Genomic DNA, 22,654 nt, shown 5'->3' with positions numbered 1-22,654 from the left:
GTTCGCCGACACGCCAGAAGAGCCCCTTCCCGGGCGTCGGGAAAGGGCTCTGCTCACCGCTCGCGGTAGTGGATCGGGCTAGGCGTCGGTGCGGATGACGGTGGCACCCTTGAAATCGACGGCCAGCATCAGCGTTTGCCAGGGCGTCTCACTCGTCTGGTTCACCAGGTCGGCGGCCACCAGGCGCTGGCCGGGGTCGCTGGCCAGAACCAGGATCGACGGGCCGGCGCCGGAGACGACGGCCGCGAAGCCGTGCTCGCGCAGCAGGGTGATCAGGCGGTTGGTCTCCGGCATGGCCGCGGCCCGGTAGCTCTGGTGCAGCTTGTCCTCGGTTGCGGCGAGCAGCAGCTCCGGGCTCTGGATGAGAGCGGCGATGAGCAGCGCGGAACGCGACAGGTTGAAGACGGCGTCCTCGTGCGGCACCGATTCCGGCTGCAGGCTGCGGGCCAGCGCGGTGGACATGGCATGCACGGGCACGAAGACCATCGGTGAGACGCCGCGGTGCACCATCAGCTTCTTGTGCTTGGGGCCCTCCGGCGTCATCCAGGCGATGGTCAGGCCGCCGAACAGGGCGGGCGCCACGTTGTCCGGGTGCCCCTCCATCTCGGTGGCCAGCACCAGCAGCGCGTCGGAGTCGATCTCCACGATGCCCTCGAGCAGGCCCTTGGCGGCCATGATGCCCGAGACGATGGCGGCACCGGATGATCCCATGCCGCGCCCGTGCGGGATCACGTTCTCGGCGACCAGCTTGAGCCCCGGCAGCGGGATGCCGTAGGCGGCGAAGGTGTGCGCGATGGCGCGCACCACGAGGTTGGTCTCGTCGGTGGGAACCTCGCCGGCGCCGACGCCGTGCACCTCGACGAACACGCCGGACTCGTCGGTCACCTCAACCTGCAGGTGGTCGTAATGAGCCAGGGCCAGGCCGAGGGTGTCGAAGCCGGGGCCGAGGTTCGCGGTGGTGGCCGGAACCTTCACGACGACCGAACGGCCCGCCAGCGCGTTGCGTCCCACGACGGGGAGCGCCGTGGTCATTTCTGGCCCAGACCCAGCAGCTCGGCAATGGCGACGGTGTCGACGGGCACGATCGTGGGCTTCACGTCGCTGCCGTCAGCGGTGCGAAGCGCCCACTGCGGGTCCTTCAAACCGTGACCGGTGACCGTGAGCACGACAGTGGCACCCTTGGGGATCTGGCCGGCGTCGGCACGTTCGAGCAGGCCGGCGACGCTGATCGCGGAGGCCGGCTCCACGAAGATGCCCACCTCGGCGGAGAGGATGCGGTACGCCTCGAGGATCTTCTCGTCGCTGATGGCACCGAAGTAGCCGTCGCTCACCTCGCGGGCGTTCAGGGCGAGGTCCCACGAGGCCGGGTTGCCGATGCGGATGGCGCTGGCGATTGTCTCCGGGTGCTCCACGCGGTGACCGAGCACGATCGGGGCGCTGCCCGCGGCCTGGAACCCGAACATCCGGGGCAGTTTGGTGGTGGCGCCGCGAGCGAGTTCTTCGCTGTAGCCACGGAAGTACGCGGTGTAGTTGCCGGCGTTGCCGACCGGGACGATGTGGATGTCCGGGGCGTCTTCGAGCACCTCGACGACCTCGAACGCGGCGGTCTTCTGGCCCTCGATGCGGTCGGGGTTGACCGAGTTGACCAGGTGCACGGGGTAGTTCTTGGCGAGGTCGCGGGCGATGTCGAGGCAGTCGTCGAAGTTGCCCTGCACCTGCAGCAGCTGTGCGTTGTGCGCGATGGCCTGGCTGAGCTTGCCCATGGCGATCTTGCCCTCCGGCACCAGCACGACGGCCTTGATGCCGGCGTGGGTGGCGTAGGCGGCGGCCGACGCGGAGGTGTTGCCGGTCGAGGCGCAGATGACGGCCTTGGCGCCGTCTTCGACGGCCTTGGAGATGGCCATCGTCATGCCGCGGTCCTTGAAGGACCCTGTGGGGTTCATGCCCTCGTACTTGACCCAGACCTTGGCACCGGTGCGCGCGGAGAGCGCGGCGGCGGGGATCAGCGGGGTGCCGCCCTCACCGAGGGTGATGATCGGGGTGGCGTCGCTGACGTTCAGCCTGTCGGCATACTCGCGCAGCACACCGCGCCACTGACGGGACGGGGTCTTGACCAATTGGTGCTGACCGGTCTCTCGTTCGCTGGACATCAGACTCCTTCAACTCTCAAAACGGATGCGACATTGGTGACGACACTGTTGGCGGCAAGGTCGTTCACGGTCGCGGCAAGCGCAGCCTCCGTGGCCTCGTGCGTTCCAATGACTAGGGTAGCTGTGCCCGACACGGGCTCGTGACTGGCGGTTCCGGGCGTTTCGAGCGTCATCGACTGTTCGACCTGCGCGAGCGAAACGTGGTTTTTGCTGAACACTCCGGCAATGGTGGCGAGCACGCCGGGCTCGTCCGTGACCTCGAGGGTCACGGCGTAGCGCGTGGTGACCTTGCCGATGTCGAGAATCGGCAGGTCGGCGTGGCTGGAGGCCGCGTAGCCCGGGCCGCCCATCACGTGGCGGCGGGCGACGGAGACGAGGTCGCCGAGCACGGCGGAGGCGGTCTGCACTCCCCCGGCGCCGGCGCCGTAGAACATCAGCGGGCCGGCGGCCTCGGCCTCGACGAAGACGGCGTTGTTGGCGCCGTGCACGGCGGCGAGCGGGTGGCCGCGGTGCACCATGGCCGGGTAGACGCGGGCGGAGACGCCCTGTTCGCCGGTCTCGGGGTCGGTGAGGCGTTCGCAGATGGCGAGCAGCTTCACGACGTAGCCGGCCTTGCGCGCAGACTCGATCTGCTGCGGGGTGACCTTGGTGATGCCCTCGCGGTAGACCTTCTCGAGGGGGACGTTGGTGTGGAACGCCAGGCTGGCCAGCAGGGCGGCCTTCTGCGCGGCGTCGTAGCCTGCGATGTCGGCGGTGGGGTCGGCTTCGGCGTAGCCGAGCTCGGTGGCGGTGGCCAGGGCTTCCTCGAGGCTGTCGCCGGCCACATCCATCCGGTCGAGGATGAAGTTGGTGGTGCCGTTGACGATGCCGAGGATCCGGTTGACGGTGTCGCCGGCGAGGCTGTCGCGCAGCGGCCGCACGATGGGGATGGCGCCGGCGACGGCGGCCTCGTAGTTGAGCTGGGCGCCCACCTGGTCGGCGGCTTCGAACAGCTCAGCGCCGTGCTGGGCGAGCAGGGCCTTGTTGGCGGTGACGACGTCGGCGCCGGAGTTGATCGCCGTGAGGATGTAGCTGCGGGCCGGCTCGATGCCGCCCATCAGCTCGATGACGATGTCGGCGCCGAGGATCAGCGAGTCGGCGTCGGTGGTGAGCAGCTCGCGGGGCAGGTCGACGGTGCGTGGGGCGTCGAGGTCGCGCACCAGGATGCCGACGAGCTCGAGGCTCGCGCCCACCCGGTTGGCGAGCTCGTCGCGGTGCTCAAGCAGCAGGCGGGCCACCTGGGCACCGACCGAACCACCGCCGAGCAGGGCGACGCGCAGATTGCGGTATTCGATCATCGGGTTGTTTCCTTCATTTCGTTGGTCGAGCTTGTCGCCCCAGTTCCGTTGGTCGAGCTTGTCGAGACCTCGCGAGTCGACCTCGCCACCCCCGCATCTCGCGCCAGCAAATCGTCAATCGTCTCCCCGCGGACGATGACCCTGGCTTCCCCGTCGACGACGGCCACAACAGCAGGCCGCCCCAAAAAGTTGTAGTTACTCGCCAGCGACCAGCAGTAGGCCCCGGTCGCGGGCACCATCACCAGGTCCCCAGGTGCCACGTCCCCGGGCAGGTAGTCGGCGTCCACGACGATGTCGCCGCTTTCGCAGTGCTTGCCGGCGATGCGCACCAGCGCAGGCTCGGCATCCGAGACCCTGTCGGCCAGTCGCACCGAGAACTCGGCGCCGTAGAGCGCGGGGCGGGCGTTGTCGCTCATGCCGCCGTCGATGCTCACGTAGAGCCGTGTGTTCTCGCCGATGCGCACGGGCTTGGTGGTGCCCACCTCGTAGAGGGTCACTCCGGCCGGTCCGACGATGACCCGGCCCGGTTCGATGGCGATAACGGGCAGCGGGATGTCGCGGCGGGCGCATTCGGCGGCGACGATGTCGGCCAGGCCCGCGGCCAGGTCGGCGATCGGGCTGGGGTCGTCGGCGCTCGTGTACGCGATGCCGAAGCCGCCGCCGAGGTTGAGTTCGGGCACCGGGCCGTCGGTGAGTAGTTCGGCGTGCAGGCTGAGCAGACGCGACGCCGACTCGGCGAAGCCGTCGACGCCGAAGATCTGCGAGCCGATGTGGCAGTGCAGGCCGAGGAAGTTGAGGCTCGGCTGGGCGCGGATCGCGGCGACCAGAGCCGGGGCGTCCTCGAAGACCACGCCGAACTTCTGGTCTTCGTGCGACGTGGCCAGGAACTCGTGGGTGTGCGCGTGCACTCCGCTGTTCACGCGCAGGCGAACGTTCTGCACGACCCCGTGGCGGGTTGCCGCCGCGGCGACCCTGTCGATCTCGATCGGGCTGTCGAGGATGATCGTGCCGACGCCCACGCGGGTGGCGTCGTCGATCTCGGTGCGCGACTTGTTGTTGCCGTGGAAGCCGATCCGGCCGGGCTCAACGCCGGCGGCCAGGGCCACGGCGAGTTCGCCGCCGCTGCAGACATCGATGTTGAGGCCGGCGTCCACCATCCATCGGGCGACCTCAATAGAAAGGAAGGCCTTGGCTGCGTAGTACACCTTGACGGTGGTGCCGATGCGGGAGAACTCGGTGTCGAACGCGGCGCGGAGCTCGGCGGCGCGCGTGCGGGCATCCGTCTCGTCGATCACATAGAGCGGGGTGCCGAATTGGGCCGCGAGCTCGGGGGCGCTGACGCCGCCGATCGTGATGGCGCCGGCATCGGAGCGGTGCGCGGAGGAGGGCCAGAGGCCGTCGGTGAGCGTGTTGGCATCAGCTGGGGAGCTGAGCCACTCGGGGGCGAGTGGATTATGGGCCACGGGTGAAAACCTCACAGGAGTCAAGTGGGTGTCTCACGAAGTGGCGAGCGAACCCGGATTGGTCCCTGAAGCCAGCGAAGAGACGCGCCGAAGGAGGCGCGGGAATCTACCGGAATTCTAGCGACTGCGAGTTGCGCGCGCCGAATCAAGCGGTGGAACAGCTGCCCAGGGTGCTGAGCGACTGTTCGGTGAGCGTCAATGTGCTCGACTCCAGCGTAATGCGTGCGCGCTCCGGTGTGGTTTCCACGTCGGTGAGTGTGACGCCCTGGGGCAGGTAAACGGCCATGCACACGCTGATCGGCTCGTTGCCGAGCGCCAGGTCCAGGAGCCCGCTCAGGTCCAGGCCGCCGGCGCCGGAGGTCACCCGCGCGTCCGTGGGGGTCAGTACGAGGGAGTCGGCGGTGACACTGGGCGTCGCGGTGGCCTCGTAGCCGATCGGCAGCCCGAAGACGCTCAGTTCGCCGGTGTAGGTGACCTGGTCGGCGCCGAGCTCGAGTTCCGCGTTGCGCGCGGCCGGGTCGGCATCCGCTTCGGCCAACGCGGTTTGCAGCAAAGTGTTGAGGGCGGCCTGATCAAGGTCGATGGTGCCGGCGACGTGACCGACGGGCTGGGTCGTGTCGGTGGGCACGCCGGTGGCGACAATCGACACGGATGCCGGCACGTCGTTGACCGTCAGCGTCGGCGCGGTGAGCGCAACGCGTTCGAAGCTGCCGGTGAGGTACTGCACGATCACCGACGCGCCGCCGACGACCACGTCGACGTCGCCGCTGACCCCCGCGGGCAGGCCCGCGTCGATCTCGCTGGCGATGCGATTCTGGGCGTAGCTTCGCAGGCCCGCGTCGACGGCGAAGAAGACACCCACGAGAGCGACCAGCACGATCAGCGCCACCAGCAGGCGGCGAGCGGGCCGGCGACGTTTCGGCGGTGTCGGGCTCGTCACGAAGAGCGCTCCGGCCTACATGCGCTCCGGCGCCGAGACGCCGAGCAGGCCCAGGCCGTTGCGGATGACCTGGCCGGTGGCGTCGTTCAGCCACAGGCGAGTGCGGTGCAGGTCGGTGACCGGCTCCTCGCCGAGCGGGATGACCCGGCAGTTGTCGTACCAGCGGTGGTAGTAGCCGGCGACCTCTTCGATGTAGCGGGCCACTCGGTGCGGCTCGCGCAGTTCGGCGGCCTGGGCCACCACCCGCGGGTACTCCTGCAGCACACCGAGCAGGGCGGATTCGCTGTCGTGGGTGAGCAGTTCGGGGGCGAAGGCACTGCGATCCACGCCGGAGTCGGCGGCGTTTCGGCCGACAGAGCAGGTGCGGGCGTGTGCGTACTGCACGTAGAACACGGGGTTCTCGTTGGTGCGCTTGCCGAGCAGGTCGAGGTCGATGTCCAGCTGCGAGTCGCTCGAGGAGCGCACCAGCGAGTACCGGCCGGCGTCCACGCCCACGGCGTCGACCAGGTCGTCGAGGGTGACGATGGTGCCGTTGCGCTTGGACATCCGCACCGGCTCGCCGCCCTTGAGCAGGTTGACCATCTGGCCGATGAGGATCTGCAGGTTCACGCCGGGTACGTCGCCGAATGCCTCGACCATGGCCATCATGCGGCCGATGTAGCCGTGGTGGTCGGCGCCGAGCATGATCAGGTTCTGGTCGAAGCCGCGCTCGCGCTTGTCGAGGTAGTAGCCCAGGTCGCCGGAGATATAGGCCGGTTCGCCGTTCGAGCGGATGATGACCCGGTCGCGGTCGTCGCCGAAGGTGGTGGTGCGCAGCCAGATGGCGCCATCCAGTTCGAAGATGTGGCCCTGCTCGCGCAGGCGCTCGATGGCGCGGTTGACGGCGCCGGATTCGTGCAGGGAGTCTTCGTGGAAGAACACGTCGAAGTCGACGCCGAAGCCGTGCAGCTTCTCCTTGATCTCGGTGAACATGAGGTCCACGCCGATGGAGCGGAAGATCTCCTGCTGTTCGTCGCGGGGCAGGGCGGCGATGTCGCCCTCGTAGATCTCCACGACCTGGTTGGCGATGTCGCCGATGTACGCTCCGCCGTAGCCGTCTTCGGGGGTGGGCTCGCCCAGGTAGGCGGCCAGCACGCTGCGGGCGAACCGGTCGATCTGCGAGCCGTGGTCGTTGAAGTAATACTCGCGCGTCACATCCGCGCCCTCAGCGATCAGCACGCGGGCGAGGCTGTCACCAACGGCCGCCCAGCGCACGCCACCCATGTGGATGGGGCCGGTGGGGTTGGCCGAGACGAACTCGAGGTTGATCTTGATGCCGTCGTACATGTGGCCGGTGCCGTAGACCGGGCCGGCGTTCACGATGGTCTGGGCGAGGGCGCCGGCGGCGGATGCCTCGAGGCGGATGTTGATGAAGCCGGGGCCGGCGATCTCCACGGAGGCGACCTCGGGCATGGCTTCGAGGCCGGCGGCGAGCTCGGCGGCCACGGCGCGCGGGTTGGTGCCCAGCGGCTTGGCGATCTTCATCGACACACTCGACGCCCAGTCGCCGTGGTCGCGGTTGCGCGGGCGCTCCAGCGACATGTCGGCGACGACCAGACCGAGATCTGCGATCTCCGCCCCTTCGCCACGTCGGCGCTCGACCAGGGTGTTAACGAGGTCGAGCAGGGACTGGGAAAGTTCGGCAGGGGTCACGGCGAACAAGCTTACCCGTCGTCCCAGTTGGTAAGGTCAACGCGTGACCCACTCCAGCTCGTCCTCGTTCGCCACCGGCCGCCGACTGCGCGCCGCACTCGCCCTCACCGGCGCTTCGCTCGCTCTCATCGCCCTGGCCGGATGCGCACCGGCAGGCGACACCGAGCCCACCGCGTCAGCCACGGCAAAACCGAGCAGCACGGCCACGTCGGCGCCCACCGCCTCCGCTGAGCCCACGGCGTCGGCGACCCCCGAGCCGGTCGCCGAAGGCACCGCAGTGGACAAGAGCTGCGACCAGGTCCTCACTGCGGACGACGTGTACGAAATCAACCCCAACTACAGCCCGGACCCCGGCTACTCCGCGACCAGCGACACCGCTGTGACCGCCACCACTTATAGCGGTGTTTCCTGCGGCTGGATCAATCAGTCCAGCGGCGAGGTCATCGAGGTGTCGTTGGCGATGCCGAACGAGGCGCTCGCCAACACCCTGAAGGATGCGGCCCTGGCCGGCGGCGAGATCGTGCCGACCTACGGCAGCGCCCCCGAGGTGGAGGGCTACTTCAGTGCCGACACCGGCACCGCCCAGGTTTTCAGTGGTGGCTACTGGGTGGCCGTCACCTCCCCCGACATGATCGAGCCCGGCGACGCCGAGCGCATCGTGAGCACGGTTCTCGGCAACCTCTAGGGCTGTTCGGGGGCATCGCCCCTCCTCCACAGGGCAGTGTTTGAGTACTTTTCCACCTAGGTCTTTTCGGGCCTTTTAGTGTCGGTGGTGGGTGCTTCACTGTCCCTATGGCCACCTCGAATGCCACACCCGACGACACCCCCGATGACACCTCGGACCCCGCGGTGGATCCTGTCGCGGCGGCGATCAGCGCCGTCATCGACCCGCTGATCGCCAACGAGAAAACCATCGCCGGCGGTTACGCGGAGCGCACCCGGCTGCTGGCAGAGTTGGACCGGCTCGGCCACGAGCCGCGCATCATCGCGGGCCTGTGCGGTGACCCCGTCGAGTCCGGCCGGAACGACCCGGACACCGGCGCGCACGGCCCGGCCTGGGACGACGAGGAACTGGCCCGCCGGTGCATGGCCGCTGAAGCCGCCGGGGCGTTGCGGTTGACGGCCACCACGGCGGGCATCATGGTCTTCACCGCCGCCCGGCTCACCGGCCAGCTGCCCGGCTTCCACGCGGCGCTGAGCCGGGGCAGCATCACCTGGGGCCACGCGGTAAAGATGCTCGATCTCACCGACGGTGTTCCCGAAGAGATCCTGCCCGCGTTCGAAGCGAAGGTCCTGCCCGCGGCGGAGAAGCTCACCTCCACCCAGTTCGTCCGGGTCGCCGGGCGGATCCTCGAGGGGATGCACCCGGTTTCGTTACAGGTGCGCGACGATGCCGCGGCCACCGAACGCCGGGTGCTGCTGCAGCCCGACGCCGACGGGATGGCGTGGCTGAACGCCTACCTCAAAGCCGAGGACGCCCAGGCGATCTACGACCGGCTCAACCACATCGCCAAAGACCTCGACCTTGACGCGGACGCCCCTGCGGCGCCCGGCACCGACGCGCCCGGCGCCGACGCACCCGTCCTCTGCCGAACCAAGGACCAGCGCCGCGCGGACGCCTACCGCGACCTGCTGTTGGAGGGCGTCGGTCCCACGGGCCTGGGCCACGGTATCCGCGGCACCGTGCACGTCACCGTCCCGGCCCTGACCCTGCTGAGCCGCAGCGACGAACCCGCCATCCTCGAGGGCTATGGGCCCATCGACCCCGAGACCGCCCGCCGCATCGCGGGCACGGCGACCAGCTGGATCCGGATCCTCACCCACCCCGAGACCGGCTGCCGGCTGAGCATGGGCCGCGACACCCACAACCCGCCCGCCGACATGCGCCGCTACCTGGACGCCCGCGACCAAACCTGCCAGGGCATCGGCTGCAACCGGCGGGCCACCCTCAGCGAAATCGACCACACCCAGGCCTGGAACACCGGCGGCCGCACCGACGCCGACAACCTCGTGCACCTCTGCAAAGGCTGCCACCGGCTGAAACACCAATCCAGCTTCAGCACCAGCCAGGGCCCGGGCGGCGCCCTCACCTGGACCACCCCCGCCGGCAAGAAATACCGCTCCGCCCCCGCCAACACCGACCCCGCCAGCTACAACAGCCAACCAACCGGCCGCCCCATCGACCCGACGGCCACGCCAGCACCCCCGACACCGGCTCCGGCACCGGATCCGGTCAGCCCTTCGGAATCCGCGCCTCGACTAGGCGCAGACGACCCTCCCCCGTTCTAACCGACCGGTTCGACACCGGGGGTCATCATTCGGCGCAAAGACGTCCGCCCAGGGATGCTAACCTAGAGGTTCCTGGGCCCCCATAGCTCAGGGGATAGAGCACTGCCCTCCGGAGGCAGGGGCGGCAGTTCGAATCTGCCTGGGGGCACATTTGTCACGTGACACGCCAGTTCGGACTTCTGCCACCTAGTTCGGACAAACGGCATGCCAATTCCGGGAGTTCATCCCGCGGCAGTCCATGAAACTGTTGCGACGACTCCGTTCCATTCCCCGTCGGGTAGGAGCGGATTGCTCCTCGTTGCGTCGACTCCTGTGCCGTTGACGCGGCCCCCAGCGAGTGCCACCGTTAACACATGGCTCGAACCCTTGAAGCCGACTACCTTGTGGTGGGCGCGGGTGCCATGGGGATGGCATTCACCGACACGTTAATCGACCACGCCGACGTGCGCGTCGCGATGGTCGACCGCCGTCACGGGGTCGGCGGGCACTGGCTGGAGGCGTACCCGTTCATCAGGCTGCATCAGGCCTCGGCGTTCTACGGCGTCGCCTCGAGAATGCTGGGTGGCGGCAAGCTCCAGGTGAGCGGACCGGAGACCGGGCTTCAGGAGCGGGCGAACCAGGCCGAGATCACCGCGTACTACGGGCAGATGCTCGACCGGATGCTGGAGACGGGCAAGGTCGACTTTCTGCCCAACAGTCACTTCGACGGCGACCACACCGTCGTCTCGCATATCGCAGGGGTTCAGCTCGAGGTACCCGAGTCGTGCCGGATCGTGAACGCCCACTACCTCGCTCCCAGCATCCCGGCCGAGACGGCACCGCCGTTCGATGTCGCCGACGCGGCTCGCGTCCTGCCCATCAACGACCTCGCGCGGCTGGAGGAGGCGCCGAGCCGGTACGTCGTCGTGGGCGCCGGCAAGACCGCGAGCGACGCCTGCATCTGGTTGCTTGCGCGCGGCGTGGACCCCGACGCGATCTGCTGGGTCCGGCCTCGCGACCCGTGGATGTTCAACCGCGCGCTCATCCAACCCGATCCCGCAATTTTCCTCAGAATGGCCGCCGACGTGATGCAGATCTCCGAGGGCGCGGCCTCGCTCAGCAGCCTGTTCCTGCAGCTCGAGGACGCCGGGATCCTTCTGCGCATCGACCGCTCGGTCATGCCGACGATGGCCAAAACACCGACTCTCGCGTCGTGGGAGCTCGACCAGCTTCGCTCCATTTCAAACGTCGTCCGCCGCGGGCACATCAAGTCTGTGGATCGCGGCAAGCTCACCTTCGCCGACGGCGCCATGCAGATTGCGGATGATGCACTCGTCGTGCACGCCGCGGCGGACGGCCTGAAGTACCCACCCCTCGTCCCAGTGTGGCGACAGGAGGACATCACGCTTCAGCCGATCCGGACGGGCTTCCCGTGCTTCGGCGCCGCCCTGATCGGGTACGTCGAGGCCACCCGCACCGACGATGCCGAAAAGAACCGGCTCTGCCCGCCTTCGAACTACGGCAATTCGATGTCCCAGTGGGCGAAAGCGACCGTTCTCGGCACCCGGGCCGCGATCAACTTCACTGCCCAGCCCGACCTCAAGGCGTGGTCGGACGGGGTTGCGCTCAACCCGGCGCGAGTGCCGCCGGGATACCCGCATTCCGCTGCGTTGGACGACGCTCGCGAACGTCTTGCGATCCACACCCGACCGGCGCTGGCGAGGCTCGTCGAGCTGATGTGAGCCGAGCCTGTGCTCTGTCGTTCTTTCAGTCGCGCCACCACCCGAGCTGGCGTGCGGGGCGGCGAGCTTCTGCTCACTGTGGGGTGGGGCAGGATCGCGTGTCCGATGTACGGTGGCAAAACCATCGACCTTGCACGGAGCTACTTCCGCGCAATTACGCGTGTCCGACCTTGGCAATTTGTCCGGACTGGACTGTCACGCGACACACATTTTCACGTGACCCGTGCACGTCAGCTGGCACCGTCGCTTTTCGCGGTCTCGTCATTGGATTGATCTGGCATCAATCCCAGGGCGCGCGCCCGGCGGTAGAACGTGGCGCGGGACATCCCGAAGTCGCGCACGACCTCTGCCGTTGGTTCTCCGTCCTCGATGAGTCGGTTGGCGCTGCGTATTTGTCTGTTGGTGATTCTTCGTGGTCGGCCACCAAGGTTCTTGCCGGCGTTGCGGCGTCTATCGATCGAGTCGAGCACGCGCTCGCGCTTGATTTCGTGTTCCATCTGCCCGAGAGCAGCCATAACTGTGAACAGCATGGATCCCGTCTGTGTCGCGGTGTCGACATCTCCGCCGCCCAGATTGAGGACGCGAAGCTCAACACCGCGGCCATTTAGGTCCTCGGCGAACGCGAGCACGTTCTGCGTCGATTGGCCCAGCCGATCTAAAGACGCGATCACGAACGTGTCGCCAGGCTCAAGCGCAGTGAGTGCGAGATCAAGCTGAGGCCGGGACGCTCGAGCGCCGGAGCTCCCTTGATCGACATAGAGGTCGTCGCGCCGGACGCCAGCAGCCAAAATCTCGGCCCGCTGCCCGTCGGTGGGCAGTTGTCGACTCGATACCCGCGCATAGCCGATGAGCTTAATCACGATGCTCCTTCGTCGTCTCATAACTAACGATGCGCACTGTACTTCAAGCAAAAGGTTATGCGACGTAGTTGTGAGACTCGCTTAGCTCGTGAGATTGCCGGAGATTTGGGAAAGTGCCGGTCACGGCCGTGAGACGTCTTGTATCCCTAGGGATACGAGACACGTACCGTGTCGCGTACGATTCAAGCGCGCGGGCATCTTCATCGGGCGGACCTTGCGGGAATCGACGGCCCGGCGATTGTTCGGTGGCGAAGCCGTCTGCTTGCACCATCGGCTTCGCGATTCTGTTCTTGAATGAGTTCGGTAGTGCCAACCGGTTGAATGAACGACGGATTGGGGTCCGATGGAGAAATCCAGTTCTTTCGTGTTCCACAGCGGTCCTCCTCTTGTACTAGTCGGGACGACCAAGCATTCTTTTTTTTGCGTTGTTCAGTGTGCGTCATCCATGCCGGTTACGTGCACGGCATACCCTTGACAGCCAGCGTCCCGCCAGTCATAGTCGTCGCCGAGCCCCCGGTCCGTCGGCCCCCATAGGGCCAGCGCCTCGCTGGGAGCGAGGTCGGCAAACTTCCAAGGGGTTGAGCCCAGCCAGGACGGCGTGAAGTGGTACTCGTACCCTTTTTCCAGCATGCAATCCCCAATGATCGCCGACTGGGTGAGCAAGATCTCGGCATTGGCGAGCTGGTCCGCTGACCAATCCGCCGGGGGGCGTGGGATCGTGGCAATGTCAGTGGATGCGTCATAGATCGGCGGTTCCGCGATCGTGGCGGCCGCGACCGGGCTGGGACCGGGGGCAGCAGAGCTGGTAAGTGGGGTTTCTGCCACAGCTGTAGTCGTTTCTGCCGACGCCGTTGGGGATGGATTGTCGAGCCCGAATGCGGAGATGATGCTCGCCGTGGCGGAGACTCCCCACACTGCCGCGGCCGCAAAAGCCACACTCAGCCCTCCCGCGGCGATCAGCAGTGCCACACGACTCCCACGGCGTAGCTTGACGGGTTGTTGCTCGCGGACGTTGGCGAGCAGATCCTCAATCTCAGACATGTGTCGTTCCCTTTTCGTCGTTCTCGCTTGTGGTTGGCCGCCGGCCGACGCCCCACCAATACGCTGCCGCTGCGCAGCACAACACCGAGCCAAACCTCGATGAACAGCTGCCCGTTCGAGTGGTACAACGCACAGGTTCGAGTCTGATACCTGTCCCCTGGCCGGCGTGCAACAACCGCACGTCGGCCCGGGCCCGGTTGTGCCGCGGTCGCTGATCACCATCCGGCATTTCGCCGTTGCTCAGATCGATCAGCCCAACTTCTCCGCTACCTTCTTATTCGAGACGGTTGGGGAGGTTTTCCTTTCGAGCGCACGCTGGACGGAAGTCAGAAATCGAAGCTCACGGAGCCGGCGTTGACCGAGTTAACCGTTATCGTGTAGGGATTGTCGTCGCAATTCACGACAAAGGCGTGAGTTGCTACGGCTCCCTGAACGATCATGGTCGAAAACTCCTCGACAACATACCCACGAACCGATTCCCCCGGCTTGACATCGGTGAACGGGAGATTCCATTCGATCGAGCTTGATCCCTCGAACACCTCAACGTCGTCTTCGACGAACTCTACTGTGCGGTCACTCCCGTTCTCGATCTTCACTCCAACCCCGCAGTAGCCGTCGAAGTAAGTTATCTGCTCCGCTGTGACCTTCAGGCCGGCGCTAGATTCCTCCTCGAATGGGCCCACAGTGCACCCGGTCATCAGGAACGCAACGACCAGCATCGAAAGGGTAGCGGGCACAACTCGTGAAGATCGCATAACTTGAGAATGACATGGCGAACCGCCCCGGGGATACCGCGGAGAGGCCCCCTTGCTCGCTGGAACAGGAGACCTGGTCCGCTGACCTGAGCCGGTCGCACAGATTCGCAAGTGCTTCATAACCTATGTGGCTCATATCCCATGGGATATGAGACCAGGGATTGGCTCTTTGGCCACCTGTAGGTGACCTACCAGATGGCCCGTGCGGCAGATCTATCTCTCCAACGCGACCGGCCGGGCGTGAGCCAGCGCGTGCTACACGCTGACCGGTTGCGCGCATGCCAGCTAGGGTGACGGTGCTCGCACTTCTCAGCGTTGACGGAGGTCGCATGTCATTGATTGTCGTTCCTGAGTCCGCATCGACGCTGCGGTCGGTACGCAAGCGTGAGCGCCGGGCGCTGGTCGGTCTGATCCTGGTCCTCGCGCCGCTTCTTACGGCCTGCACCGTGACGGAGCCCACGCCGCCAGAGCCGACTGGGCTCGTCACGTACCCCCTTCCAGAGGACTGGGTGGGCATGGCCGGGTTGAAAGTCGGGACACTGGCATTCGTCGACAACTGCGTCCGGTTTGACGATGGCGACATTCCGGCATTTCCCGACAAGCTCACGACTTGGGACGGCACGACACTCACATTTGCAGGCGAGGAGTATCGGATGGGCGACGAGATCTCCCTCGGCGGAGGGAGTCCCGTGGAAGGCGCGACGGTGTCCATACCGATCCCCAAGACCTGCGGAAACGGGATCATAATCATCGTCTCACCTCCGTCACGCGCAGAGCGTTGAGTGAACCGGGCAGCATCCCTGCGCCGGTCACCAGTTCACTGGTGACGACTGTGTTGTTGTTCTCTTACGCCTCATATCCCATGGGTTGCGAGCCTGTTAGGTTCAGGACCATGCGCAGCGGAGGTGGCTCAGTGTTCAACCGTGACGGGATGAGGGTGTCTGAGCGTTGGGGAGCCGGGATGTTGCTGGCGACCACGATTCTGCTTTCGGGATGCGTGGAGTCAACGGATAGCGATTCGGCCACCGTCACGGACGCTAGCCCCACAACGGTCAGTGATGCGCGCATCATTACTGGCAGCGTTCCTGGAGAGTACGAGTACAAGGATGTTGCTGGCACGGTCGCGGCGGTAGATGGCTGCGTAGCCCTGGAGCTGTCAGACGGTGCGGTTTACCCGATAATTTGGCCGCTCGGTTACCAGTATCTGCCCGACGAAGCTTCTGTCAGTAGCGTGCATGGGACCGTCGCTCTCGGCGAAAAACTGACTGAGAGTAGGGGGTACCTCATTGATCGCGAGGTAATCGACGAGTTCCCAGATCCTGCGCGGTTAACGGGTTTCGATGAGTGCGACTCGAATGCGCCGACATTCCTTGTGCTGGTAAATGTAGAAGACTTCGACACCCCTGAGTAGCGCGCCGGCGCTTGCCAATCGGTTACAAAGCGAGATTTCTTGCAGCGCGCTGTTGTCCCATGACCGAACTGCCTCGAAACCCATGGGATACAAGACAGTGAGATCGATCTTAAAAATCGCAGAAGCTGCACTGATGCGGCCGATCCGGAGAGCTACCACGTGAGGTGTGGCCCGACGCCCAGCGTGCGGAGCCTCAGTCGAGAACGCGCCATTCGCGTACGAACTCCTCAACGGTCTTGGTTTCGAGGTCGCGGCGCACGGTGTCCAAGAGGACGTGGGGGTCGCCGACGTCAGCGGCAGTGCGTAGAACCTCGGCCCCGCCCGCGCGCCGGCGGATGACAAGGTCGGCATCGACCTCGACGTCACCCAGTGCTGCGCGAACCATCGCCCACGCCCGACGAAGTAGGAGTCGAGTGCGCGTGCCCGATGGCTCCTCAAGCGCTGCGATTAGGTGGTTTGACGCGCGATCCATTCCCATATCTTGTCGCATAGCGAAGCGCCCCTGTCAGTCGGGCGTGTCTCGTAACCTCAGCGTGTCGAAACCCATGGGATATGAGACCTAAGGGATCACCTGTCACAGGACGAGCGGCTACCTGATTTGTCTCGCATCCTCATCTGTCTCGTATCGGTAGGGTTTCGAGACAGTTTTCGATGGTCGCGATTGTGCGCCTCGACGCTCACGCTTTCGACTGCCTCGCGATCGGCCGTCTCACGTCCTGTCGTCTAAGCGTCCATCGCGGCGCGCCATCATCCACACGCCGTAGAACCCGGCGAAGACCAGGAGTGCGAGCACGGAGCTCATTCCCACAGATGCCCAAAAAGGGTAGAGAGCGCCTGCGAATAGGTTGTCCTCGGTCTCGCAGAAGATCTGTGTGGGGAAGGTCGACCGGTTGATGTGTGTGAGGTGACCGGCTGTGAGCCCAATGCACTGCGAGTAGACATCTTCAGAACTCGGAAATGTCAAGATGTACGGCCAGAGGGCAACTGCGACGAAGCCCCCTCCTGTAAGCGCTGCGCCCGCCCGCACACCATCGGGTCCGTCAAGGAGTCGCCTGCGCTTCTTGATTTCGCAGTCAGTCACGCCTGGATCCTCGTCGAAGCATCGAACCCCTCATTTTGTAAGCATCCTCAGAACGGCGCGATGCCAACATACTGGTGACGCCCATGGTGTTCTCTCATCGAGAAGCACTCAATGCGACGAAACTATCGCTTTCTGGACTCGAAATGCTTGATCTCGTCGCCTTCACGATTTGCGCGGTCCCTTGCCTCTTCTGCTCGGACCCCGGGCACCGGTTACTAACCGCCGTGTGCTCTCACGATCAGTTCGTGTCCCGTGGCGGAGCAGGCTGCTGCCATTGCGGAGGTGAGGTTGAAGTACTCACTTGTGCCGGTGTCGTATGGCTGTCCTTCGGGTCCCGGGACAGCAGCATCGATATATGTCATCACATTCGATACAGCGATAGCGATGCTTCCCGGCGGAGCCTCAATCGCTCTGAAAAGCTCAGTGGCGCGGTTCAAATGCTCGATGCTCGTTTGGAGGTCGATTGTTCCCTTATGAAAGTCGTTCCAGGCGTTGTAGCCCAGAGATGCCGGCTCGCTGAGCGAAACGCATGCTGTTTCCGCGGGGTCCGCAGCGGGCAGAGGGCTTGACGTTTCCGCGAACTCGGTTGTCTCTGGGGACGAGACAGGTGGCGCTGCCGCGCAGCTAGACAGGGACGCGATCACCAACGCGGTGAATAAGAGACTCCGGTACATATTGGCTTTCTGCGTGCGTAGGTGGGTCAGCCGCCGTAGGCGGCCATGATCACAATCCCGGAGCCGTTATCGCCGCAGACGTCCCCGACGATCGTGCCCGCCGCATCCATCTCGGTCGGTGAGTGCTGCTCGTGGAAGTAGCCGGGCACGACGACGGGCGAGGACATCCCCTCCACCAGCGCGGGCAGCTGCAGGGCGATGAGCCCGGTGGCCGTGTCCTGCATTTCTGTGATGATGCCCGCGGCCTCGTCCATCTGCACGCGCCACTCCTCTGCGCTCACGTCGCCCTGTAGGTAGCCCTGGTCGGCGTTGAGATAGACACTCATGTACTCCGACAGCTGCGTGCACGCGTCGGTGATGAGCGGATCGGGGCTGAAGACGTCAGTGGTGAACTCGCCCGTCAACGCGAACTGCGAGTCGGCTGGCACGGAGATGTACAGCTGCATCAGCGTGGATTCGGGCGCCGGAAACAGGTAGGTACGGGTGCCTTGGCAGCCGCCGCGGCGGTCATTCTGCGTGGCCCCGCTGAAAGAGAGGCTGAAATTGCCGCTCACGCAGACAAAGCTCACCCGGAACGACGCTGCGCCGTCTGGCACGTCGATCATTTTCTCGACCGGACCGACGCCGTTGAGCTCAACGGCGGGCCAGTCCGCCGTGTTCACGCTCTCGGCGCTCTCGGTCCCACCGGCATCCGGCGGCGAGGCGGTGCACGCCGTTAGCGCGAGGGCCACCCCGAGCAGGCAGGCCACTGATCTGACCAGGGCTGATTTCGAACGACGCATGATCCCCCATATCCGGCGCCCGACACGGCGCCCCGCACGACCCCCGTGCACGCCCGACTCTACCGATTGCGCGGGGCGTAGGCACGCCCCTGACTGTCTGTGTGTCGGGAAGGTTGGCTTGATCCGCACGCAATGTGTCTCGAAACCGAAGTGGCTCATATCCCATGGGATACGAGACGGCCGGCCGTGTCGAACGCCGAGCCTCGGGGCATGGTTCCGCTCGATAAGAGGCGTCGGCGCTGACTACCTAGTCAAAGCTCCGTCGACCACTGCCCATTCACGCGGGACGAGTCCGAATTGGTTATCGATGCATGTCGAACCGCGTGTGACCATAAGGGTATGGAGCCGTTGGACGAGAGACCACAAATCGGAATGATCGCGGTCGAAACTAGTGTGCTGGCGCAGAATGGCATCGAGCTTGATGTGATGCTCACTGAGCTCAATGTGGAGCTCAGAGGGGCGATGCCGACGGACACTCCTCGTTTGGGATGGCGTGTGCTCACCTCAGTGAACGGTGAGGTCGCGACTATCGGCGCTCCAACAGATGACGACGGTCAGTGGTGGCGCCTTGGCCAGATTCGGCCGAGCCAGGGCGAGCCAGGGCCGCGTCTTCTCGCGCTGCATCCCACTTTGCAGCGTCGCCGGCCCAGCATAAGAGACCGTGCCGGCGGGCTATCTTTGCGGTGGCCGGCCGTCACCCGCGAGGCGCCCGATCTGGACCTGCTCGCGATCGATATCGTCAACGCTGGAGGGGAACGCTGGTTGCCTCAGGGAGACTCCTTCATGGTGTTCGCGGCGCTTCGCCAACCAGGCGGGCCTGCCCCGGGAGTCTATTTCGGGTACGTCGCCGGACAGTATCCTGCATTACCGCTGGACCCAGGCGAGTACGCGCGGGTGCGGGTTGTTATCGATGCTGGCCAGTGGGATGACGCGCATGCCGGGCCGTATGAGGTTCACGCATTTCTTGTGGACTTAGGGCTGCGCGGCGCAGACGTGCTCCCTGTAGAGCTAACCGACCACGACGTCCAAAGTCACCTGCCGCGGCGGCCGCTACCCCCGCCACCGGCCAGGTGATTCACCTGATCGCTAGGCGGTCCTGACACTGGACAAAATAACGGGCGGCCATCAGTGCCCTGCTTGGTCGAGTAGTTCACTAACGGTCGGCGACGTTTAGTCCCGCATGGTCATCGTCAGCCCGGAAAGGCGGGACCATCAGGCGTCGACAACGACTCTGGCCTTTTCTGGGGCATCGCTCTGTTCCTTTTTGAGGGCCTGACAGTCGTCTGGCCCGTCACCCCGGGTGAGCATGATGATGCGGTCCAGCTGCGCTCGCGCCTGTTCTAGATCGGATATGCCGACCGACATCCGTTCTCGTTCGGCCACGAGAACATCGAGGATATCTGGGGTGGCGTGTCCTGAGTCGACACACGGGAGTACCGCACGAATCGTACGGCTGGACAGGCCGGCGGCATACAACTGCTGAATCAGGCGGACCCGGTCCACTGCGTTCTCACCGTAAATACGCTGCCCGCTTGAGGTGCGTTCAGGGGTCAGAAGAAATTGTTCTTCGTAGTAGCGCAATGCGCGGGTACTCACCCCCGCTTCGCCAGCAACATCGCCGATTCGCAGATGTGCTCTTTCAACTATTTTTGTCATGGGACTTGCCCTTCACGTCAACGTCAAGTCTTAGTGTAGCTCGAGTCAGGTCAGCCAAACGTGCTGACCGCCAAGGGAATGAGAACCACTGTGAATTTCACCGACCAGGTTGCACTTGTCACCGGAGCCAATCGAGGCATCGGGCGTCAGTTCGTCGAAGAGCTCAAGGAACGTGGCGTCAAGAAGGTCTACGCAACGTCGAGGCGTGTGGAGTCCCTCGACATCCCGGGCGTCGAGGTGCTTCAGCTGGACATCACTGACCACAACTCCGTTGTGGCTGCGGCTCGGGCGGCCACCGATGTCACGCTGTTGATCAACAACGCCGGAATATCCACCGGCACCACCTTGGTCACCGGAGATCTCTCGGCAATCCACCGCGAAATCGACACCCACTTCTGGGGCACACTCGACGTAATTCGCGAGTTCGCGCCGGTGCTCGCCGCGAACGGCGGCGGATCCATCAGTAATGTGCTGTCGGCCCTGTCGTGGTTCCAGGCCCCCGGAAATGGCGCATACGGCGTCGCCAAAGCCGCGGAGTGGAACATGACCAACGCGGTGCGCATGGAACTTGCCGAGCAGCACACGCTGGTCCAGGGCGTGCACCTCGGCGCGGCCGATACAGACATCATGGCTGGCTACGAAGGCGCGATGATTCACCCGCGCCAGGTAGCCAAGGCAACTCTCGATGGCCTGGCCGTGGGCTTGATCGAGGTCATCGTCGACGACTGGAGTGCCATGGTCAAGGCTTCCCTGGCGGATGACCCGAAGGTCTTCTACGACGGCCTCCTTGCACAGCTCGGCTAAAGTCACGCACTTGCTCGGCATCTAGCGACCCAGAGGTCGCCGGAAATCGTCGCGAAATGGGGTGCTCGGATGCGCAATGATGTACGCGTGTTCGATGCAACCAACGAGAGGAACTGTCGAACCTGAGCCTGTCCCCTACCTCGCGGGCCGGGTCCCACACGCGACGCTATGGCGTAGATCAGTTCTGCGTGGGACTGATCTACGCCGGCGACGTTGCTCCAGAAACAGCGCCAAGCGCGATCCCCATTGAGAACGTGCCAGCTACGGCGCCTGCCTTGCAGCCCGCGTCGGCCAACGGTGGGTGAACGGTCATATGGACACCATTACATAGCAGCACTAAACGTCGCCACGATATGGCCGACACCGGTCAACGCGTACCTCAGTACCTCAACCGACGTGCCCCACAACCCCTGGTCGCGAGACATTGCCTGCCAACCAGGTCGCTCAGACACGGGGAAGATGAACGTATGAAAAACAACCCGCTTGTCCCGGAATTATCTGTTCGGGACCTCGCAACGAGTCTCAACTTCTACGTACGGGGAGTTGGTTTCTCAGTGGCCTACACACGCTCCGATCCATCGTTCGCCTACTTGGACCTCCACGGGGCTCAGCTGATGCTCGAAGAGGATCACCAGGAGGCGTGGGTCACTGGGTCTCTCGACGGGTCGCGAGGGGCGGGGGTCAACTTGCAGATCGAAATCCTGGATGTGCACGCCGCAAGCGATCGTCTCGCCGGTTTGGGCGTCAGACCCTTCCGTGAACTAACCGAGAGTAGCTACGACACCGCTGACGGGCCGTGGGTGCAGCTCGAGTATCTGGCTCAGGACCCTGATGGTTACCTGATCCGTCTCGTGCAGAGGCTCTCGGCCTGACGGCATCGGCTTCGCGAGCGCCGTCACCAACCGCCACGCGTCGGCGTATGGCCTTTTCGGGCATCGTCGGGCATCGCCAGTTCGGCCCGCAGGCCCAGGAGCCGGATCGGTCGGCCCGCTTCGATTCCGGCCGCGAGGCCCAGGGCACCCGCGAGGATTTCGTTACCGTCGGACGTGACGGGGATCTTTCTCGCGCGGGTCGTGGTGACGAACGGCGCGTAACGGATCTTGAGGGTCAGCCCGATGACGGGCCGCCCCTCCGCCAGAACATCCTCCAGGACCCGCGCTGTCAGCTCCCGCACGGCGTCGTCCACCTGGGCGGGGTCGGTCAGGTCGCGCTGGAAGGTGGTCTCCCGGCTATGCCCGCGGGCAACCCACGGGGTGTCGTCCACAACGCCGGCGCCGTCCCCGCGTCCGAGCTCCGCGTACCACGGCCCCATCTTGGGCCCGAATTCTGGGACCAGGTCTTGGGGGTCGCTCGCGGCGAGCTCGGCGACGGTGTTGATGCCGAGTTTCGCCAGCCGGCCCGACACTTTGGTACCCACGCCCCACAGGTCCCTCGTGGGCCGGCTGCCCATGACGTCGCTCCAGTTCCCCGCCGTGAGACGGAAAACGCCGGCCGGCTTGGCAAAACCGGTGGCGACCTTGGCTCGAACCAGGGTGTCGCCGATGCCCACACTGCAATGCAGCTGAGTTCGTTCCAGAACAGCGGCCTGCACCTGCCGGGCGATGGCTTCCGGATTCTCTGTCTCAATACCCATAAAGGCTTCATCCCAACCCAGCACCTGCACGGTGACGCCGGGTTGCGCACGCAGAGTAGCCATCACCGTTTCCGACGCCGCAAGGTAGGCCTCCTGATCAACCGGCAGGATCACAGCGTCGGGCACCTTCCGGGCCGCAATGCGCAGGGGCATTCCGGAACCCACGCCGAACGCCCTGGCTTCATAGGAGGCGGTCGACACCACAGCTCGTTCCGTGGGATCGCCCCGACCGCCGACGATGACCGGCCTGCCCGCAAGCTCCGGTCGCCGGAGCACCTCGACCGCAGCAATGAACTGGTCGAGATCGACGTGCAGTACCCACCGGAATCCGCTCACGCCGCCAGTCTGCCCTGACCCAGCCGAAC

Annotated in this window: 21 protein-coding genes and 1 tRNA gene; 9 read left to right on the top strand and 13 right to left on the bottom strand. The window is 65.2% G+C overall.

All coding sequences use genetic code 11. The features are described 5' to 3' along the window. Positions 1–78: 78 nt before the first annotated feature. The 6 genes from thrB to argS form a co-directional block, all read right to left on the bottom strand. A complete protein-coding gene (thrB, locus tag CXY76_RS05415; RefSeq protein WP_104163227.1) occupies positions 79–1,032 on the bottom strand; it encodes a homoserine kinase in 954 nt (317 codons plus the stop codon). Beyond that, entirely contained in the window at positions 1,029–2,150 is a 1,122-nt protein-coding gene (gene thrC, locus CXY76_RS05410; protein ID WP_104163226.1) for a threonine synthase, read from the bottom strand. Before thrC ends, thrB begins: the two co-directional genes overlap by 4 nt. Next, positions 2,150–3,487 carry a homoserine dehydrogenase gene (locus CXY76_RS05405; RefSeq protein ID WP_104163225.1) on the bottom strand — a complete coding sequence of 446 codons (1,338 nt, stop codon included), beginning with the start codon at positions 3,485–3,487 and terminating at the stop codon, positions 2,150–2,152. The genes thrC and CXY76_RS05405 overlap by 1 nt, the downstream gene beginning before the upstream one ends. Next, positions 3,484–4,950, bottom strand: a complete 1,467-nt coding sequence (gene lysA / locus CXY76_RS05400; protein ID WP_104163224.1) for a diaminopimelate decarboxylase — start codon at positions 4,948–4,950, stop codon at positions 3,484–3,486. The genes CXY76_RS05405 and lysA overlap by 4 nt, the downstream gene beginning before the upstream one ends. A gap of 145 nt (positions 4,951–5,095) precedes the next feature. Then, positions 5,096–5,890: an LmeA family phospholipid-binding protein gene (locus CXY76_RS05395; protein ID WP_104163223.1), complete on the bottom strand. Its 795-nt coding sequence runs from the start codon at positions 5,888–5,890 to the stop codon at positions 5,096–5,098. Between the two features lie 15 nt (positions 5,891–5,905). Next, positions 5,906–7,582, bottom strand: coding sequence for an arginine--tRNA ligase (argS, locus tag CXY76_RS05390; protein WP_104163260.1), 1,677 nt, complete (start codon positions 7,580–7,582; stop codon positions 5,906–5,908). A gap of 43 nt (positions 7,583–7,625) precedes the next feature. Between argS and CXY76_RS05385 the strand changes: the two genes are divergently transcribed. From CXY76_RS05385 to CXY76_RS05370, 4 genes are all read left to right on the top strand, one after another. Further along, a complete protein-coding gene (locus tag CXY76_RS05385; RefSeq protein ID WP_104163222.1) occupies positions 7,626–8,267 on the top strand; it encodes an iron ABC transporter ATP-binding protein in 642 nt (213 codons plus the stop codon). A gap of 107 nt (positions 8,268–8,374) precedes the next feature. Beyond that, positions 8,375–9,871, top strand: coding sequence for an HNH endonuclease signature motif containing protein (locus CXY76_RS05380; RefSeq protein WP_104163221.1), 1,497 nt, complete (start codon positions 8,375–8,377; stop codon positions 9,869–9,871). Between the two features lie 76 nt (positions 9,872–9,947). Continuing rightward, positions 9,948–10,019 (top strand) — tRNA-Arg (locus tag CXY76_RS05375). A 205-nt stretch (positions 10,020–10,224) separates the two neighbouring features. After that, a complete protein-coding gene (locus CXY76_RS05370; RefSeq protein WP_104163220.1) occupies positions 10,225–11,592 on the top strand; it encodes an NAD(P)-binding protein in 1,368 nt (455 codons plus the stop codon). Positions 11,593–11,822: 230 nt separating this feature from the next. On the opposite strand, the gene CXY76_RS05365 is transcribed toward CXY76_RS05370, so the two are convergent. From CXY76_RS05365 to CXY76_RS05355, 3 genes are all read right to left on the bottom strand, one after another. Further along, the gene (locus CXY76_RS05365) at positions 11,823–12,452 is read right to left on the bottom strand and encodes a recombinase family protein (protein WP_104163219.1); all 630 of its coding nucleotides are present in this window, start codon (positions 12,450–12,452) and stop codon (positions 11,823–11,825) included. 429 nt (positions 12,453–12,881) lie between these two features. Next, positions 12,882–13,493: a hypothetical protein gene (locus CXY76_RS05360; RefSeq protein WP_104163218.1), complete on the bottom strand. Its 612-nt coding sequence runs from the start codon at positions 13,491–13,493 to the stop codon at positions 12,882–12,884. Between the two features lie 326 nt (positions 13,494–13,819). Then, complete coding sequence (locus CXY76_RS05355; RefSeq protein ID WP_104163217.1) at positions 13,820–14,212, bottom strand: hypothetical protein; 393 nt, start codon at positions 14,210–14,212, stop codon at positions 13,820–13,822. Positions 14,213–14,577: 365 nt separating this feature from the next. On the opposite strand from CXY76_RS05355, the gene CXY76_RS05350 reads away from it, so the two are divergent. Together CXY76_RS05350 and CXY76_RS05345 are read left to right on the top strand one after the other, a co-directional pair. Beyond that, positions 14,578–15,030: a hypothetical protein gene (locus CXY76_RS05350; RefSeq protein WP_104163216.1), complete on the top strand. Its 453-nt coding sequence runs from the start codon at positions 14,578–14,580 to the stop codon at positions 15,028–15,030. A gap of 131 nt (positions 15,031–15,161) precedes the next feature. After that, complete coding sequence (locus CXY76_RS05345; protein WP_104163215.1) at positions 15,162–15,659, top strand: hypothetical protein; 498 nt, start codon at positions 15,162–15,164, stop codon at positions 15,657–15,659. A 193-nt stretch (positions 15,660–15,852) separates the two neighbouring features. On the opposite strand, the gene CXY76_RS05340 is transcribed toward CXY76_RS05345, so the two are convergent. Together CXY76_RS05340 and CXY76_RS05330 are read right to left on the bottom strand one after the other, a co-directional pair. Further along, positions 15,853–16,044: a hypothetical protein gene (locus CXY76_RS05340; RefSeq protein ID WP_233199589.1), complete on the bottom strand. Its 192-nt coding sequence runs from the start codon at positions 16,042–16,044 to the stop codon at positions 15,853–15,855. A 1,396-nt stretch (positions 16,045–17,440) separates the two neighbouring features. Next, entirely contained in the window at positions 17,441–18,163 is a 723-nt protein-coding gene (locus tag CXY76_RS05330) for a hypothetical protein (protein WP_104163212.1), read from the bottom strand. A 372-nt stretch (positions 18,164–18,535) separates the two neighbouring features. Between CXY76_RS05330 and CXY76_RS05325 the strand changes: the two genes are divergently transcribed. Next, positions 18,536–19,270 (top strand): hypothetical protein, encoded by a 735-nt coding sequence (locus CXY76_RS05325; RefSeq protein WP_104163211.1) that lies wholly within the window; start codon positions 18,536–18,538, stop codon positions 19,268–19,270. Between the two features lie 138 nt (positions 19,271–19,408). Here CXY76_RS05325 and CXY76_RS05320 read toward each other — a convergent pair whose 3' ends face one another. Continuing rightward, complete coding sequence (locus tag CXY76_RS05320; RefSeq protein ID WP_104163210.1) at positions 19,409–19,852, bottom strand: MerR family transcriptional regulator; 444 nt, start codon at positions 19,850–19,852, stop codon at positions 19,409–19,411. A gap of 90 nt (positions 19,853–19,942) precedes the next feature. On the opposite strand from CXY76_RS05320, the gene CXY76_RS05315 reads away from it, so the two are divergent. Together CXY76_RS05315 and CXY76_RS05310 are read left to right on the top strand one after the other, a co-directional pair. Further along, positions 19,943–20,656, top strand: a complete 714-nt coding sequence (locus tag CXY76_RS05315) for an SDR family oxidoreductase (RefSeq protein WP_104163259.1) — start codon at positions 19,943–19,945, stop codon at positions 20,654–20,656. 467 nt (positions 20,657–21,123) lie between these two features. Further along, positions 21,124–21,528 (top strand): VOC family protein, encoded by a 405-nt coding sequence (locus CXY76_RS05310; RefSeq protein WP_104163209.1) that lies wholly within the window; start codon positions 21,124–21,126, stop codon positions 21,526–21,528. Positions 21,529–21,551: 23 nt separating this feature from the next. Here CXY76_RS05310 and CXY76_RS05305 read toward each other — a convergent pair whose 3' ends face one another. Beyond that, positions 21,552–22,625, bottom strand: a complete 1,074-nt coding sequence (locus CXY76_RS05305) for a DNA polymerase IV (protein WP_104163208.1) — start codon at positions 22,623–22,625, stop codon at positions 21,552–21,554. Between the last annotated feature and the right edge of the window lie 29 nt (positions 22,626–22,654).

It is taken from the genome of Cryobacterium sp. N22 (assembly GCF_002929555.1).
GTDB lineage: Bacteria > Actinomycetota > Actinomycetes > Actinomycetales > Microbacteriaceae > Cryobacterium.
Note: the sequence above shows the minus strand (reverse complement) of the source record. Positions and strands in the feature narration are given on the sequence as shown.

Coding starts and splice junctions, on each gene's coding strand:
- thrB (WP_104163227.1), bottom strand. CDS start 1,032: ATGACCACGGCGCTCCCCGTCGTGGGACGCAACGCGCTGGCGGGCCGT.
- thrC (WP_104163226.1), bottom strand. CDS start 2,150: ATGTCCAGCGAACGAGAGACCGGTCAGCACCAATTGGTCAAGACCCCG.
- CXY76_RS05405 (WP_104163225.1), bottom strand. CDS start 3,487: ATGATCGAATACCGCAATCTGCGCGTCGCCCTGCTCGGCGGTGGTTCG.
- CXY76_RS05380 (WP_104163221.1), top strand. CDS start 8,375: ATGGCCACCTCGAATGCCACACCCGACGACACCCCCGATGACACCTCG.
- CXY76_RS05370 (WP_104163220.1), top strand. CDS start 10,225: ATGGCTCGAACCCTTGAAGCCGACTACCTTGTGGTGGGCGCGGGTGCC.
- CXY76_RS05360 (WP_104163218.1), bottom strand. CDS start 13,493: ATGTCTGAGATTGAGGATCTGCTCGCCAACGTCCGCGAGCAACAACCC.
- CXY76_RS05355 (WP_104163217.1), bottom strand. CDS start 14,212: ATGCTGGTCGTTGCGTTCCTGATGACCGGGTGCACTGTGGGCCCATTC.
- CXY76_RS05350 (WP_104163216.1), top strand. CDS start 14,578: ATGTCATTGATTGTCGTTCCTGAGTCCGCATCGACGCTGCGGTCGGTA.
- CXY76_RS05340 (WP_233199589.1), bottom strand. CDS start 16,044: ATGGTTCGCGCAGCACTGGGTGACGTCGAGGTCGATGCCGACCTTGTC.
- CXY76_RS05325 (WP_104163211.1), top strand. CDS start 18,536: ATGGAGCCGTTGGACGAGAGACCACAAATCGGAATGATCGCGGTCGAA.
- CXY76_RS05320 (WP_104163210.1), bottom strand. CDS start 19,852: ATGACAAAAATAGTTGAAAGAGCACATCTGCGAATCGGCGATGTTGCT.
- CXY76_RS05310 (WP_104163209.1), top strand. CDS start 21,124: ATGAAAAACAACCCGCTTGTCCCGGAATTATCTGTTCGGGACCTCGCA.